9 protein-coding genes and 4 pseudogenes are annotated in these 16247 nt (G+C 69.1%); 9 read left to right on the forward strand and 4 right to left on the reverse strand.

From position 1 onward, the window contains the following. Positions 1–751 precede the first annotated feature (751 nt). Both OJ254_RS30200 and OJ254_RS30205 read left to right on the forward strand, forming a co-directional pair. Complete coding sequence (locus tag OJ254_RS30200; protein ID WP_265364913.1) at positions 752–1093, forward strand: plasmid mobilization relaxosome protein MobC; 342 nt, start codon at positions 752–754, stop codon at positions 1091–1093. Continuing rightward, positions 1090–2803 (forward strand): annotated as a pseudogene (locus OJ254_RS30205) (relaxase/mobilization nuclease domain-containing protein). Before OJ254_RS30200 ends, OJ254_RS30205 begins: the two are co-directional and overlap by 4 nt. Here OJ254_RS30205 and OJ254_RS30210 read toward each other — a convergent pair. Together OJ254_RS30210 and OJ254_RS30215 are read right to left on the reverse strand one after the other, a co-directional pair. Then, positions 2804–3361 carry a flavoprotein gene (locus OJ254_RS30210; RefSeq protein WP_265364914.1) on the reverse strand — a complete coding sequence of 186 codons (558 nt, stop codon included), beginning with the start codon at positions 3359–3361 and terminating at the stop codon, positions 2804–2806. Then, positions 3358–4628: pseudogene (locus OJ254_RS30215) on the reverse strand (helix-turn-helix domain-containing protein). Before OJ254_RS30215 ends, OJ254_RS30210 begins: the two are co-directional and overlap by 4 nt. 176 nt (positions 4629–4804) lie before the next feature. Between OJ254_RS30215 and OJ254_RS30220 the strand changes: the two are divergent. From OJ254_RS30220 to OJ254_RS30250, 7 genes and pseudogenes are all read left to right on the forward strand, one after another. Further along, a complete protein-coding gene (locus OJ254_RS30220; protein ID WP_265364915.1) occupies positions 4805–5248 on the forward strand; it encodes an ATP-binding protein in 444 nt (147 codons plus the stop codon). A 71-nt stretch (positions 5249–5319) separates the two neighbouring features. Beyond that, positions 5320–6309 carry a UDP-N-acetylglucosamine 1-carboxyvinyltransferase gene (locus OJ254_RS30225; protein ID WP_265364916.1) on the forward strand — a complete coding sequence of 330 codons (990 nt, stop codon included), beginning with the start codon at positions 5320–5322 and terminating at the stop codon, positions 6307–6309. Then, positions 6252–7790 carry a metallophosphoesterase gene (locus tag OJ254_RS30230; RefSeq protein ID WP_341483760.1) on the forward strand — a complete coding sequence of 513 codons (1539 nt, stop codon included), beginning with the start codon at positions 6252–6254 and terminating at the stop codon, positions 7788–7790. Before OJ254_RS30225 ends, OJ254_RS30230 begins: the two co-directional genes overlap by 58 nt. Next, positions 7787–8325 (forward strand): annotated as a pseudogene (gene dcd, locus OJ254_RS30235) (dCTP deaminase). Before OJ254_RS30230 ends, dcd begins: the two are co-directional and overlap by 4 nt. Further along, on the forward strand, positions 8322–8861 hold the full coding sequence (locus tag OJ254_RS30240) for a dCTP deaminase (RefSeq protein WP_265364917.1): 540 nt from the start codon (positions 8322–8324) through the stop codon (positions 8859–8861). The pseudogene dcd and the gene OJ254_RS30240 overlap by 4 nt, the downstream one beginning before the upstream one ends. Next, positions 8858–9953 (forward strand): annotated as a pseudogene (locus tag OJ254_RS30245) (glycosyltransferase family 4 protein). The gene OJ254_RS30240 and the pseudogene OJ254_RS30245 overlap by 4 nt, the downstream one beginning before the upstream one ends. An 82-nt stretch (positions 9954–10035) precedes the next feature. Further along, positions 10036–11079 (forward strand): serine hydrolase domain-containing protein, encoded by a 1044-nt coding sequence (locus OJ254_RS30250; RefSeq protein ID WP_265364918.1) that lies wholly within the window; start codon positions 10036–10038, stop codon positions 11077–11079. Between the two features lie 206 nt (positions 11080–11285). Here OJ254_RS30250 and OJ254_RS30255 read toward each other — a convergent pair whose 3' ends face one another. Continuing rightward, a complete protein-coding gene (locus OJ254_RS30255) occupies positions 11286–12029 on the reverse strand; it encodes a hypothetical protein (RefSeq protein ID WP_265364919.1) in 744 nt (247 codons plus the stop codon). Beyond that, positions 12026–16069 (reverse strand): CHAT domain-containing protein, encoded by a 4044-nt coding sequence (locus OJ254_RS30260; protein ID WP_265364920.1) that lies wholly within the window; start codon positions 16067–16069, stop codon positions 12026–12028. The genes OJ254_RS30255 and OJ254_RS30260 overlap by 4 nt, the downstream gene beginning before the upstream one ends. Positions 16070–16247 lie beyond the last annotated feature (178 nt).

The following is a 16247-nucleotide window of genomic DNA, read 5'->3' on the forward strand; positions in this document are numbered from 1 at the left end:
GGGACTCACCAGGGGACCGGTCCCGCTCGCGGTCCCCGCCGGGGACGGTCCCCCTGACACTCCGTCGGGGACCGGTCCCGCCAAGAACCGGGGACCGGTCCCGGTCGAAAGTTGGGACCGGTCCCCAGACGCTTCGGGGACCGGTCCCCGTCGGATACAGCAGATTCGGGGACCAGTCCCAACAAAGGCGCAGGTCACCCCGCCTAGGGTCACCCAGCCCCGGTCCCCGAACGGGACTGAAAGGGCAAACCGAGGGCGGGACCGTCGCGGCACTGCCGACCGCCGCGCTCGCGGGAAATGGAAACCAGGCATCAGAAGCGCGGTCCCCGAACGCAGTGCTTCGCGGGGACCGATCCCCGTCGCCGCCCCGGCCCCTGGACAACCGCGCCCGGCCCCGGTCCCAACGACATCTCCTGCGCACAACCACTGCGCGCTCACAGCCCAACTCCCCACCCGTCCCACTCACCCAGAGAGACCATGCACCATTCGCGCCACAAAACCCCACCGATCCCAACGCGGAAGCCGCCTCCCCAGCCCCATGCGGAGCAAGTTGTACCGGGAGCAATGCTCCCGGGTCTCCCGCCCCGGGGTGGCGGGAGCGGACCGGCGCCAGGGGGCACCGGACCGGCAAGCTGCGGCCGAGGGCGGACCGCAGCCTGGAGGGGAACGGCAGCCCGAGACCCTCTCGCCGAAGCGTCAGCGCGCCCGTCAGCCGAAGCCGCTCAAGCGCCTGCACCAGCCCAGCTGCCGCATGAACGAGCCCGAGTACGCGCGCTTCACCGCCGCAGCCGCCCACTGCAAGATGACCAACGCCGCCTTCCTCGCCTACGCCGTCGACAAGGCGGCCCGCGACCTGACCCGCACCGCCGCCGAGATCGCCACCGAACGGGAAGTCCTCGACGAGATCTTCGCCGCCCGCCGGCACCTGGGCCGCATCCACGGCCTCTTCAACCAGGTCGCCAAAGCCCTCAACTCCGGCGCCGACGCACCCCACCTCAACGCCACCGCACAGGCGGTCCACGACGCGGCCCGCCGCATGGAGGAAGCCGCCGATGCCCTCCTCGCCCACCGCGACGGCAGCGAGTCGGCGTGATCCCCAGCATCCACAAGCGCGGCAGCGAGACGATCGGCCTGATCCGCTACCTCTACGGCCCCGGCGCCCACGAGGAGCACATCGACCCGCACCTGGTCGCCGCCTTCGACCCGCTCACCCCCGACCCCGGCCGCGACCTCAGCGCCACCTATGAGCAGCTGCAGCGCCTGCTCGACCAGCCCGTCAACGCCCTGACTAAGAACCGTCGCCCCGACAAGCACGTGTGGCACATCTCCGTGCGGGCCAGCCCCGAGGACCCGGTGCTGTCCGACGAAGACTGGGCCGCCATCGCCCGCCGCACGGTCGCCGCCACCGGCATCGCCCCGACGGCGACGAGCAAGCCTGCCGGTGGGCGGCCATCCGTCACGCCGACGACCACATCCACATCATCGCCACCCTCGTCCGCGACGACGGCCGCCGCCCACGCCTCCACAACGAAGCCCGCCGCGCCCAGACCGAGGCCCGCCGCATCGAGGCCGACTACGGCCTCCGCCGCATCGCGCCCGGTGACGGTACCGCCGCCAAGCGCCCCACCAGCGCCGAGCGCCACAAGGCCGAACGTCGCGGTCAGAACGCCACCTCACGTGACCTCCTTCGTGAGCGCGTCCATCGGGCGCTGGCCGGGGCCATGGACGAGAGCGAGTTCTTCGACCGGCTCGCCGCCGAAGGCGTACGCGTCAAGAAGCGGATCGCGCCCTCCGGCGACGTGCTCGGCTACTCGGTCGCCATGGTCGGCGACCGCAACAAAGACAACGAACCTGTCTGGTTCTCCGGCTCCAAACTCGCCCCGGACCTGTCCCTGCCCAGGATCCGAAAGCGATTGACGGCCACGACGGACATGCCCGAGCCTCCCGCAGTCTTGGAGCGCAGCGCAGCCTCCGCGCCCGTCCGCGCCCGCCACTTCGCCGCCGAGGCCACTGGCTCCGCACTGGCGTCGATGTCGTCCGACGACGACAGCGCGACAGCGGCCCAGCTGATCGGAGTCGGCGAGGTCCTCGACGCCCTCGCCCAAACCTCGCTCGGCCCACACAGGCAGAACTGCGAGAAGCCGCTCGGTACTTCGAGCGCGCCGCTCGCTCCCACATCCGCGCCAAGAACGAGGAGATGTACGCCCTGCGTCGCGCGGCCAACCAGATCGTCCACTCTGGGATCGCGCTCAGCAGCGGTCAGGACGGTGCCGCCACTGCCCTGGTCCTCGACGTCATGATCCTTGCCGTCATCGGCGCTGCCCGCTGGCACGCCGCCCGCGGCCATGTCCAACAGGCCGAGGCCGCTCAACAGGCCGCAGACCGCCTGCGCGTCGCGTACCAGGCAACTGCCGCCGGTCCACTGGCCGCCATGCGTACCTACGGACAGCGACTGCCCGACCCGGCCCGGGAGCGTCACGCCGCCACGATCCGCGCCGCGCTCCCCCACCTCGCCGACCGCCTCGAGGCCGAGCTTGGCCGGGACGCGCTGACCGCTGTTCTCGACCAGGCCGAGGGTGCCGGCCACGACATCGTCGCCCTGCTGACTAAGGCCGCTCAGCAGCGTGAACTGGGCAGCGCCGAGTCGATCAGTGACGTCCTGGTCTGGTGACTGCACCACCTCGGGTACATCGCCCCGAACGCGTCCGTACCCCGGCCGCAGCGTCCACGCAGCAGTCCCCCTGCTGCTCCTTCCCTGGAGGCAGTCGTCCACCAGGAGGCGCCGCGTCCACGACTCCGGTGATCACGACCGCCCCGACACCTGCGGGGCGAGCAGTTCCAGCGCTTCCTCCCACCGGAAGTGGTCGGCCCCGCCGCCGGCCTTGGGCTGGTGAGGCTCGTACCCACCGATCAGGACGCCCATCTCGCGCAGCCGGTCCAAGCTCTGCCGGTACGCGGGATGGGCGGCCTGGGCCGAGTTCAGATACGGCAAGACGGCGGTCGGAATACCGAAGCCGTACGCCTCGCACAGGATGCCCACCGCGAGGGTGTCGGAGATCCCGGCCGCCCACTTGTTGATCGTGTTGAACGTGGCCGGCGCGACCGCGATGGCGTCGGCGGGCGGCAGGGGCCGAGGATCGCCGGGTGAACGCCAGGCCGAGCGGATGGGGTAGCCGGTCTGCGCTTCGACCGCCGTCGTGTCTATGAAGCCGAGGCCCTGTGGGGTGGCGATGACACCGACATCCCAGTTCGTCTCCTGCGCAGCCGTGATCAGCTTGCCGACGTCGTCGGCGATTCCGGACGCGCATACGACGACGTACAGGAACGGCTTCTTGGTCTGCTGGTCAGGCTGTTCGCTCACGCGGGGACTCCCAGTCGACGGCTGAAGTGATGCAGTTCCGGCAGGGTACGACGGCGGTCACGGGCGGCCATGTCAGCGACCAGCTCCCGGACCGCCGGGCGGCGGATGTCCTGGGCCGCGCAGCTCTCGGCGATGCGCAGCGCCTGGTAGCCGTCGGCGAGGCGGCCCTGCTGGCTGTAGGCGCGGGCGGATTCAACCCAGAGGGCAGCGCGGCGCTCAGGCACGGGAATGTGGCGTCGCATGAGGGGGCGGGCGGTCTGCAGCGCGATTCCTGCGTCGCCGAAGGCAACGGCCGCGCTGACGCCGTGCAGGGCTACGTTGGTCGGGCTGAAATTCGCCCAGGCGTCGGGGCGGTCGAGCGCGACGTAGCGGGCGACTTCCTTGGCCTCGATGAGGAAGTCCTGTGTGGCGGAGCGGTCGGCGCCGGTGCTGGCGGCGGTGACGCCTCGCAGGAGCAGCAGGCCGAGCGCGGCGAGGTATTTCGGGGATCGCTGATCGTACCGCCCGTGAGCTGGTCGGCGGTGTGCCGGACGAGGGTGATGGCCTGGGTGGTGTGGCCGGCACGGGCGAGGGCGTGGGCATGTACCCGGACGCTGGACGCGAGCACCACCGGGTCTCCGGAGCGCTCGGCCTCGGCCATGGCCCTGCCGACCGCGAGCCATGCGTTGCCGTGATCGCTCTGTTTGAGCAGCAGGCTTGCCGAGGTCTGGTAGGCCGTGGCCAGTAGTCCGGACAGGTCGGTCGAGCCGGGGGATTCGCCGATGGCTTGCCGGAGCTGCCCGATCAGTCCGGGCAGCGTGCGCTCCAGCTGCGTGTAGTGGCAGGTGGAGAAGAGGCGGCGTGCGGCGGCGACGTGATCTCGCATCTCCTGCAGACCCGGTACGGGGTCTGTGGCCGCAGGGCTCGGGCCGGGGAGAAGGGACTGGATCAGATCCTGGTGTGCGCCGGCGGGAGTGGTCGGGGCCGCAAGCGCGGCGACGCCCGCAGCGAGGAAGGTACGGCGGTGCATGTCTTCTGTCTCTGGGTTGGAGGAAGTGGCATCCGGAGCAGCGCCGAGGCCGAGGTGGTGCGGCGGGATGCCCAACACCCGCGCGATCTCGCGCAGGATGTGGACGTCCTGGGCACCTCTGCCGGCTTCCAGGCGGCTCACTTTGGACTGGTGATACCCCAGTGCGGCAGCGACGTTCTTCTGCGAGCGCCGCTGTAACACGCGTGCCTGACGGATCACTTCACCGATCCGTCTCGCTTCACTCTGCGCTTCGGCCATCTGCGCCACGGCTCCTCCCGCCGTCGCCGATCCTGCCTGCTCAACCGAGCGTAATGGACTGGCACTTGGCTGTGATGCAGCTCGTGCATAAGTGATGCAGCCCCAGCACACGGACTGGTTGCGCTTGCTCCTGGAGCGGTTGCGTGGAGCAGCCGCACCCATCCAGGAGGCCACTCATGGAAGTGCACGACATCCGCTTGTCTGTCTTCGGTACACCCGCTGCCGCGGCGTCCGCGCGGCGTCGGCTCGTCGCCGCGATACGCGACTGGGGCCTGCCTGCCGGCAGCGAACCACTCCACGCCGCTGAACTGATGGCCGGCGAACTGCTCTCGAACGCCGTGCAGCACGCAGGTCCCGGCGCAGTCACCGTGACTGCCCGCTGTGATGGCAACGCCATTCGGGTCGAGGTCAGCGACAGCACTCGCGATCTGCCCCGGCCCCGGTCGCCCAGCCAGGACGACGAGCACGGTCGGGGCCTGTCCATCGTCGCGGCCCTGGCCGACCGGTACGGCACCGAACCGACCGCGTCTGGCAAGCGGTGCTGGGCGGAGGTCCACCTCCAAGCAGTCTCAAGTCCCGAAGTCGCACTACCCGTTCCACTTCCGAGGAGACGACCGTGACAACCGCTCGGACACCAGCCATTACCTCCGAGGTGATCGCCATCCGTCCCGGCCCGCCGCTTTCCGGGACCGTGACCGTCGACGGCTCCAAGAACGCCGCCCTGCCGCTCCTCGCTGCGGCAGCCGTACTGCGCCGGCCCGTCCAGCTGTCCAACGTCCCGGCCAACGACGATGTCCAGGCCATGCTCAGGCTGCTCCAGCACGCCGGCCACGGCATCACCCACCCGGTAGGCAAGCCCGACACGGCCCTTGTACTGCCGAGCGACGGTGTGCACATCGCGCCGGAATTCCACGAAACCGCTGCTCGTATCCGGGCTTCGTACTACCTGGTTCCGGCTCTCCTCGCCGTTCACGGGCGGGCCGTGTTGCCGTGGCCGGGCGGCTGCCGGATCGGTGACCGCGGGATGGAGCAGCACTTCAAGGTGTACGAGGCGTTCGGCGACCGCACGCTCGTCAACGACCACGGCTACAGCGTCGAAGCCGGTGAGAGCCGCACCGGCTCGGTGTCGGTGATGCTGCCGTTCCGCTCCCGCGGCGCGAGCATCGCGGCAATACTGCGCGCCGTCGTCGCCGGGCGACCGCTGCGGCTGGGCCAGCCCAACCTCTCGCCCGAAGTCATCAGCGTCCTGCAAGCACTCCAGGTGGCTGGTTGGGAGACACGGGCCGACGAGCGCGTACTCTCCTTGACTCCGCCCGCCTCCGCACCACAGGAGCCGGTGGCCTGGGAAGTCCCCGGAGACAAGGTGGAAGCAGGCACCTTGGCCTGCGCCATCGCTGCCACCCGCGGAAACGGCCGCGTCGAGGGCGTACGCAGCAAGGACGTGGCGCCGATGGTGGCCGCATTGCGCTGGCTCGGCATTCCCGTCGACGCCCAGCACGACGCCCTCCACGTCCGTGCCGAGGGCACTCGGCCCACCCACCAGCCCCTGCGAGCCATCGCCTCACTCTCTCCCCGCGGGCTCGACGCCGACTTCGAACCCGCTCTGATGGCACTGGCGCTGGAATGCACGGCACCCATCTGTTCGCCGACGCGATCAACCCCGGGCGTCACAGCAATCTGATCCCCCAGCTCGCTCGCCTCGGCGCCGACATCCACCAGACCTCCCCCACCCAGTGCCGCCTGACCGGGCCACAGCAGCTGATCGGCACGGGAGTGGAGGCCACCGACATCCGCACCGGGTCGGCCCTACTCATCGCCGGCCTCACCGCCGGCGGCGTCACGACCCTCGGCGGCCTCGAACAGCTCCGCCGAGGCCACGCTGATTTCCCCACCAAGCTGCTCGCACTCGGCGCCGACATCTGCGAGGTCACCCCGTGTCCACGCGCACTGCAACGGATCGTCGCCACCACCGATGTCCACTCGTCGTTCGACAACGCCCTGCCGATGCTGACCCACCTGCACGCCATCCGGCGGGACACGCTCATCGTCGATTGCGGCGACTTCTTCGAAGGCAGCGGCTACTACCGCCTCGGCCACGGCCGTATCGAAACCGCAATCCTCCAGGGCCTCTACGACGTGATCGCGCCCGGGAACCACGGATGGGTCCACCACTTCGAACCCGCGGTCCGGGACATCACCGTGTGCGCTAACGCCGTAGAGGGCTCTACCGGCGAACCCCTCTTCCGCCGCCTGCACACCGTCTGCATCGGCAACCGGCGCGTCGCCGTCACTGCGGTCATCGGCGAGCAGGCGTTCCGCTCCATCCCCGTCGAACAGCGAGCTGGGCACCGAGTCACGGACCCGGCCCAGGCCCTGCGCGAAGTGATGCTGGCGCACCACCACGAAGTCGACGCCTGGGTCGTGCTGAGCCACAGCGGCTTCGACGAGGACCTCGAACTGGCCGCCGCCTGCCCCTTTCTCGACGTGATTTTCGCCGGCCACTGCCACAGCGACCAGTACGGCCCCATCCATGTGGGCGAGACCCTCGTCCTCAAGGGCCGCGAACTGGGCGTCGGCTACGCCCTCGCCGGACCGGCCCCCGCACGATGGGCCGGGCACACCGCCCGCTTCCCCGACACGACCGGCACGACCGGCACGACAGCGCTACCGCCCCAACTCGCCTCCGTCCATGCCCGGAGCGAGGACCTCAGAGATCGCCTGGCCCTGCCGATCGGCGCCGTCGCCGAGCCGTACCGAGGCAAGGCTCTCGATCGACGACGCCTCCTCTCCAACCTCGCCACCCGACTCCACACCGCCCTCGGCGCCGAAGCCGTCGTCCTCAACGAGACCGCCCTGCGTTCCACTCAGCTCGACGACGTCCTCACCTTCGGCGACCTCCTCACCATCGAGCCCTTCAACAACCAGCTCGTCCACGCCCGTGTCCCCGACGCGCTGAGAGACAACCCTGGCGCGCTGCTGGCGCACCTCACCAAGAGCGCCGGCCCCTTGATCACCGAACCGGCACCGTTGCCGCCGCCTCTGCCGACCGTGCTGTCCACCGACTACCTCGCCGAGAGCTACCTGGACGGCCGCACCCACCAAGCCGGCATCCGTCTCCGCCAGGCCCTCCAGCGGATCCTGACCGAAGGACCTCACCGATGATCCTCACCGGCCCCGAAATCACCGCAGCCGAGGTCGACGGCCGCCTGCGCATCAACCCCTTCGACGCCGCGCAGGTCAACCCCAACAGCTACAACGTCCGCCTGGGCCCGACCCTGCTCACCTACAAAGCCCCTGTCATCGACGCCCACCGGTCCAACCCGACCCACCGCATCGAGATCGGCGCCGACGGCTACGTCCTCAAACCCGGCCAGCTCTACCTGCGCCACACCGTCGAGCAGGTCGGCTCCGACACCTTCGTCCCCCTCCTGTTCGGCCGCTCCTCCGTCGGCCGGCTCGGCTTGTTCGTCGAGATCACCGCCCCATCGGCGACATCGGCTTCCACGGCCAATGGACTCTGATGCTCTCCCCCATCCGCCCCTTACGCGTCTACACGGGCATGAAGATCGGGCAGATCATGTTCTTCGTCGCCGTCGGGCCCATCACCCCCTACTCGGGCAAGTACCAGGCAGCCAGCGGGCCCAAGCCCTCCGCCTTCTGGCGGGACGTCGCCCAACTGGAAGCGGTGGCGCCGTGATCCTCACTGGCCCCGCCATTGCCGCAGCCCACGCCGCGGGCGAGATCACCATCGACCCGTACGACCCCGACAGGCTCTCCCCTAATGCCTACGACTGGCGTCTCGGCAACCACCTGCGCATCTGCGACGGAGACCTCGACGCCGCCACCCCAACCTCGTCCACCGAGATCTCCATCCCCCGCACGGGGTTTGTCCTGAAACCCGGTGTGCTCTACCTCGGCGTCACCCACGAGAAGACCGGTTCAGAGACCTACGCACAGCTCCTCAACGGCGACCGCACCACCGGCGCCCTCGGGATCTGGGTCCACGTCTCCGCCCCGCTCGGCCACCAAGGCCACGCCATCCGCTGGACCCTGGAGATCCGCGCCAGCCAGCCGGTCCGCGTCTATCCCGGCATGACCTTCGGCAAGCTCGTCTTCCTGCAGCCCCTCGGCGCTGCGGCCAGCTACCAGCAGCACGGCCTCAAGTACACAGCCAGCCAAGGAATCGAGACCTCCCGCCTGTACGAGGAGATCCCTGGGGGCTGCCGACCATGAACGTCAAGGTGGCCACTGCCCTCGACCTCCCTTTCCCCAGCCCCGGCGGCAGCGTCGAGCTCTTCCTCGACCTCTACACCGGGGACAGGCCCCTCATTCCCGCACAAGCCTTCATGCTCGCCCCCGCCAGCCCCAGCCCCCAACTGCCCGCCGGTCTCGGCCTGCTGCCAGTCGTCGGCAAGTGTCTCGAAGGCCCGGCCTTCCACCGCTACGTAGCAGCCCTCCAACGGTCCCTGGCCGAGGCAATCGACCCGGACCACATCGGCGTCCTTCACCTCCAGCACCTCACCTTCGGTGGCACCCCCGCGCTGATCAGGGCCCTGCGCGAGCACCCGCGGATCGCACTCGTGCATGGCACCGACCTGCTGTTCGCCGAAGCCCACCGCCACCAGCACAAAGTGCTGACCGAAGCCGTGCGGCTCGCCGACGCCATCGTCGTGCCGACACCGGCCATGGCAGACCGGCTCCTGCGCATCGCGCCTACCACCGACCGCGCGAAGATCGCCCACATTCCCTGGGGCATCCCCGACCGACTCCTGGCCAACCCGCCGCACAGAGGCCCCGTCCGCCAGGCAGTCCCTTCCGGCTGCTGTACGCCGGGCGGCTCACGCCGGAGAAGGGCGCCGAGAATCTGCTGCTGGCCCTGGCGGCCGTACAGGGCGTCGAGCTGAGCATCGCCGCCCCGCAAGACCAGTTCCGCACCCTCAGCCGCGCGGTACGGCGGTCCGGCGTCAAGATCCGGTACCTCGGCTGGCTCCGCCGCCCACAGCTGTGGAGAACTTTCACCGACCACGACCTGCTCGTCATGCCTTCCACCACCCTCGAAGCCATGGGACTGGTCGCCCTCGAAGCCCAAGCCTGTGGCCTGCCCGTGCTCTACCAGCCCGTCCCCGGCCTGGCCGAAATGCTCGCCGCCTCCGGCACCGCGACCGACTTCACCCGCCCCGCAGCCGTTACCCGAGACGTCGACCGCCTTCGTACAACCCCGGGCTGCTCGCTGCCTTGCGGCAGGCCGGGCGGAGCAATGCCGCCCGCTACCCGCTCAGCGCCACCGCCAGGGCCCTGACCGAGGTCGGCCACCGGATCAGTTGACCGCCCCGCCACGTTCCCCGGCCGGGCCCGCCCGCGTCACTACGCTGACGGGCGGGCCCGCACCGCGACATCGGAGATGTTCATGGAAGACAGCACCGACCGGATCAAGCAGCTCGTGGCGGACGGCGTCCGCGACAAGGTCTACCCCGGCGCGGTGTGGGCCACCGGCAACGCCACAGGCATCAAGGCCAGAGGTACCGCCGGTGTCCTCGACCCCGCCGAGCCGGACATCCCCATGCGGCCGGACACGGTCTTCGACGTCGCCAGCCTGACCAAAATCCTGGCCGTCTGGTCCACAGTCGGCGCCCTTTGGGAAGACGGCTCCTTCCCGCTCGACGAGCCCCTCGACACCTTCTGGCCCGAGGCCACAGGTCGCCCCCTCGGCCAGGTCACCGCCCGCCACCTGCTCACCCACACCGCCGGCGTACCACTGCGAGCCCAGCTGAAGAACCTCTACGGCACCGACCCGGCCGCCATCCGGGCTGGCGTGCTTCACGAAGCCCTGCACCGGCCGCCCGGCGAGGCCGTCGAATACACCGACCGGGCCGCTCTCATCCTCGGCTACCTCGCCGAACACCTCTCCGGCCGGCGCCTCGACCAACTCGCCCACACCCACATCTGGCAGCCCCTGGGCATGGCCCACACCCGCTTCGGCCCGTTGCTACCCGAGCTGACCGTCCGCTGTGCCCCGACCGAACTCGACGAGGACACCGGCCGCCACCTCAAGGGCACCGCCCACGACTTCTCCGCCCGCCTCCTCGGCGGCGTCTGCGGTATCGCCGGCACCTTCTCCGTCCTCGACGACCTCGCCCGCTTCCTGCGGTACATGCTCGACCCCACGACCGCCCCCGCAGCGCCGGGATTCGGGCCGAGCTGGGTCGAGGAGTCGCTCAGCGTCCAGACCGGAACCCTGGAGCCCGTGCGCGGTCTCTTCTGGCACCCCGCCCCCGGCACCGACCCCGCCGACCGCACCTACGTGCACTACGGATTCACCGGCACCGGCATGTGGATCTCCCCCAAGCGGGGAACCTGGGCCGTCCTGCTGACAAACAAGCTCTACTACACCCGCGACCGCGAACCGTTGACCCGCATCCGCAATGCCTTCCGAAGCGTGGTCTTCAATTGAAGAAGCTGCACGATCCGAGCCCATCTCATGCATGAGGACGCCGCGGTCTCTCGCTCCTGCGCTACTTCCACGCTAGCTTGCCGGAGCCGGGCGGAGAGTACGCGCACAGCGTTCCGCTGGGAACACCCGCACTTCTCCCTGCTGTCCAGTCCCTTGCAGCAGAACTGGCCTGGCGGCATCACTTCACTCCGGCGGCTCGCTCTGTGTCAAGCGCCGCTCGTAGGCAAGGCAGCCGTTGTGTTTCGGTCCCACCGATCGGTCTGACGACGCAGATCGATGGTTCGCAATGTGGCGGGGAGGTCTGCCCGGTAGGGAATCAGGCCGAATCGCCGATGCTTGATGGTGGCTGCCACCGTCACGTGGGCCTGAACGGGAGCGCCGGCAGTGGCCTTGACGATCAGCGTGAAGGTCTCGTCGCCGATCAGGGGGTGACGGCTGGTCGCCTGGACGCGCCACTCCGGGTCACTGTCCCTTTCGCCCATTCCGATGACGAAAAGGTCCTCCCGGCCTTGGCCGGGGGTGATTTCGAGCGTGGATTCGACGATCGCGAGCTTGGCACTGAGTCCAATGGTGGTTGCCCGTTCCACCGGGTGGGAGCGCTTCTTGGGAGAGATCGACCAAGCGATCGGCTGTCGGTCTGCAGGCTCATCAGAAGACTCCAGACGAACGCCGACGGCAGCGTCGGCGAAAGGATCACCATTTGCCGACGGGCGGAAGGCGCACGTGAGGCTGAGGAGGAGATAGTCGCTGTGCGACGCCTCCGCGGTCAGGAAGCCGAGCCAATCCGCCTCGCCTGCGGCTGCCTCCTCGGCAGTCAGTGGATGAACGACGGCGGTGCTGAGCGATACCCGCCCTTCGATGCGATGCTGCGGGGCAGGCAACTGCAGCCGGGGCACCTCCACCAGGTCGATGTCGTGGAGCGGGGGCAGGGGCAGTTCCAGATGGGTCACGAGGCAACTCCTTGGTTCGAATCGGAATGGCGCCAGTCGCCGATGAAGCAGAACGAGCCCCAATCGCGGAATGCCGGATGGCGGCCGCGGACGGCCGACTGCGCGGCGCGGAAGGCGGCCCGCCGGTCCGGTGTCTGCGCGAGACGCTCGTAGAGCGTTCCGAAGAAGTCCGTGGCCACGTCTGGGTGAACCGGCCATAGGCAGCCGATGACGGCCGAAGCGCCGGCGGACAGGAACGCGGCGGGCAGGCCGCGCAGATTGTCATTGACGTCGAAGCGACCCAGAGCAGATTCGCAGGAACTCATCGTCACGAGTTCGACGCCCCGCAGGTCGGCCTGGAGAATGTCGTGGGCGAAGACACGACCGTCGTTGTCCGCATCCGGCGACAGGAACAGGCACTGGTACCACGGGGCCCACTCGTTGTGGGCCCCGTGCGCGGCCACGTGGACGTAACGCGCGTCGGCGAGTTCGCCGAGCAGTCGCCGCGGTGTCGCTGCGGCACCCAGAACCGCGTGACCGCGCATCGCCACTGCGACCTGGTCGGCGTGTGTTTCCAGGGCGTTCTGAGCGAGGAGACCGTGCCGGGTTCCCCCGGCCGCGGATGCGAAGGCGACGAGCCCACGCTCGGGCGGACGGTGAGGGCCGGGCGCCGGAGTGCGGAGGAAGCCCAGGCTCGGCACCTGAGTGACGATCCAGTCCTCGGCGAGGGGACGGCCGTTGACCTCCAGGAGGTGGTATGGGAGGTAGTGCAATGGGCCGTTCGGCCAGATGCACAGATGCCGCTTTCCCTGGGCCCGCCAGCCGTCCAGCGAAGCGGTGAAGCCCGCTAGATGTGGGACGCTGTCCTCCCTGAGCCGCTTTTGTGCCTCACGGCTGACAGCCCGGTGCAGGGGGTCCGCGATGATGGCCTGTCTTAGGGCACCGACGTGAAATGCCACCGGGTGTGCGGAGAGAGAGTGCTCTGCGCGCGTGAAGCGAACGAGTCCGGCTTCGAAGTTCGACAGGAGCACGGTGTGGTGCTCCGTGTCGTCGCGTGTCATCGCCATGCCGGACAGAGAGGTCACCGGCGTCTCGGTTCCCTCCCGGCGGGCGTGGCCGAGATACAGCGAGAGCAGGACCGTGTCCTCGGTCAGGAGTGCCTGCAACTCGTCAGGGAACATCATCGGTATGCGGTCCATGCGGCCGGTGGCCAGGAGTTCCTGACTGATCCACCGGTCCGCGGCACGCTGCGTGTTGCGGTGCTCCGCTTCGGCGTCGCTTCCGAGTTCGGACTCGCCGGTACCCACGTAGAAGAGCATGGCCTCTTCGGGGCCCGGCAGTTCGGGCTCGCTCAGCGGTCCGGACAGCTGCGCCTCGTCCGCCCGGATGCGGTCCAGCAGTCGCGAGAGGCTTGCGGAGGGTGTGAACGGGCCGGGCTGTTCGGTGATGACCGTGAAGTCAATCCCTTTGGCGGCTTGGTGAATTGCCATCATCAGGCCGTAAGGGATGGTGGGTCCGCTCAGTTTGAGGATCAGCTGTTGGTACAGATCCCGGAGCTTCCAGCCGATGACTTCGTCGATGCCGCCCCGCAGCCATACGGCGGCGGGGATCAGTGCTGCCACGGCCACGCCGACGCTGCTTTCGTCGGCTGCGAGCGCACTGCGCGATGCGGCATCGAGGCTGTTCAGCGCCATATCGATCTGGCCGCACAAGGCGTAGGCGGCGAGTGCATCGGCGAAGTGACGTGCGGCGAGGGCCTCTTGTCCTGTCCCCGACATGCGCAGCCCCATGTCGTACGAGAGTGTGCCGTCGAGATAGTCCAGTGCGGGACCGCACCGGCGACACAGCTCCGGAGCCAGCTCCCGAGCCTCCGCTGTCAGAGCGCGGCCGATGTGCTCCTCCTCGTCTCCCCTGGCATGCGCGGCGAGGTGGATGAGGGTCGCCGCACGTTCCTCGGGAGGCCAGCCCTCTTCGTCCGCGCGGGTGCGGAGCTGTCCCGCGGCTTCCTCCACTCGGATCAGCCCTGCGAAGCAGCCCAGGCGATTGTCCGCCAGACAGTGCACCTCACTGGCCCAGCGGCGACGACGGTAGGAATCCGCGGGCAAGTCGGGGAGTTCGCGGTCCGCGGCCTCGATCAGCTGGAACTCCAGGTCGGGCCGGCGGACCTCCTCCGCAAGCGTGAGCGCCTCGGCGAAGACGCTCGCGGCCCCCTGCATCCCTTGTCGGTCCCGGATGGCGGCTAGCGGCAATGGCAGGACATCCTGAAGGTCACCGGGCAGCGAGAGCTCACTCAGCAAGCAAAGGACTCTCAGCAGGTACAGATGGGTGAGGGGATCCCTGACCGGGTCCAGCAGGTCGAACGCCTCACGGGCAACCGCCCGGATCTCCTCGTCATGCGACTCCTGCTTGAGACCGGCGACCATGGACAGGGCTTCAGCCAACGCCTTGAGAACACGCCCCCGCTCGTGCTCGCGCGACAGGTCGGCGGCCTCGCGCAGATACCGGACCGCCTCCTCGGCGGCGACCAGTGGAGGAGGCATCTCCGCAGTTTCCGGTGCGACGGAATCGTCGGGGTGGATGGAGCGGCGCCGAGCTTGGCGTTCGCGCCACAGAGCATGGGCCGACTCGAAGGACAGTCCCGACATGTTCCCCACATACGGGCTGACCCGCAGCAGCCCTGCGGCGAACAGTGTCTCGGCGAGTTCAGCGATGTGCTCGGCGCGGCCGCTGTCGCGCAGAACGGCGATCTGTTCGTCCGCCACGGCACAGGCGCGGCGGAAGAGCAGCCCGTCGGCCACCTCGATCAGCGCGAGCCGTCCTGCTTCGACGTAAGCATCGGCCGCCCACCACCAGGGCGTTCCTTGTCCGGCAGCCCAACGGGAGCGCGCGGCCTCCAGAGCGAGGGTCAGCGCCGGCACCGCATCGTACGGCGTGCCGGCCTGTACGAGACGTAAGGCCCCGAGCACCACGGAGCCCACGGCGGCCTCCGAGAGCTCAAGGGACTGATCCTTCACTCGGCGTATGGCCTCGCTCTCGGTCACCACGCGTGACGAGAGCTGCGAAGCAAGATCGACTAAGGCTTCCACCTGGCGCCGGACCACGGGATCGTCCGCATGGTCTGCTCGGTCGTCCTCTGCCGCATGGGCGTCGTTGAACAGCGGAACCCCCGTGGCCTTCCTGGCGTGGGACGTCCGTTCGAGAAGAAGCCTCATCACTCTTCTGAGGTTGGCCAGGTTCGACTCGCGACCATTGCTGTTCGTCAGGTCGACCGCGCGGCGCAGCCACCCGGCCGCTTCCCGCAGCACCGGTACGGCGCCGTCCTCGTCACCCGCTGTCGCCTCCGCTGCTTCCACACGGCGGCCGAGAGTCGAACCAAGCCCGGCCGCCGCACGCGCATACGTAGGGGCGTCCCCGGCAGCGACCGCGAGAGTATCCCGATAGGCCCTCTCGGCTCGGGTGAGATCCTTGATGCCTCTTGAGACCTCGAAGCGTTGTACGAGGGCATCGGCGTAGGACATTCCGCGGCTCGCGCGCCGTACAGCGGATGGCTCCGGGAGAGCGGCGACACGGCCCAGCAGTTCCACCGCGGCATCTGCGTCGGCACTCCGTTCCACCGCGGGACGGTCGGGAAGAGCCGCGCGGTGTTGGAGCGCAAGGCCGTGGACGGTGTCCCGGTATGAGTTGTCATCGCTGTCCGTGACGGTCCTGATCAGGCTGATGGCCTGGTCGAGGGCAGCGATGTCACCTGTCTCCTCAGCATCGACGACCAGATCTGCCGCATGTTGCACCGGGTCGCTCCACGGGTCGTATCCGGTCTCATCGGCGAGCCGGGGCCACAGCTCACGCGGCACTCGCCGGTGATCGACCAGGTAAAGCAGGCCGAATACACCGATGGCTGTCTCAAGGTCCCGGGCTGCAAGGGCGCCGCGCCTCTGCGCCAGGGAGCGGGCCCAGTAGAACGCGGCAATGGTGTGAAGGACATCAGGGTCGGCCTCTTCGGGTCGCCCATTGACCGAGGCGAAGAGTTCCGACGCGACGCCCAAAGCGTCGTCCTCGAGCACACGTCGCGGATCTCCGCCTTCGCCGAACTCCCGTACGCGAGCGGCCAGCTCACTGAGACGCGCATCCTGCACGAATCCCCCGTCCGTTGGAGTACTCATGGTAGTGACGGCGGCACGATCGACCAGGGCGAACCGTCGATCCACACCACGAGCGGGGCGATGATCGAGATTTGGATCG

Source organism: Streptomyces endophytica (genome assembly GCF_026153355.1).
GTDB classification, from domain to species: Bacteria; Actinomycetota; Actinomycetes; order Streptomycetales; family Streptomycetaceae; genus Streptomyces; species Streptomyces endophytica.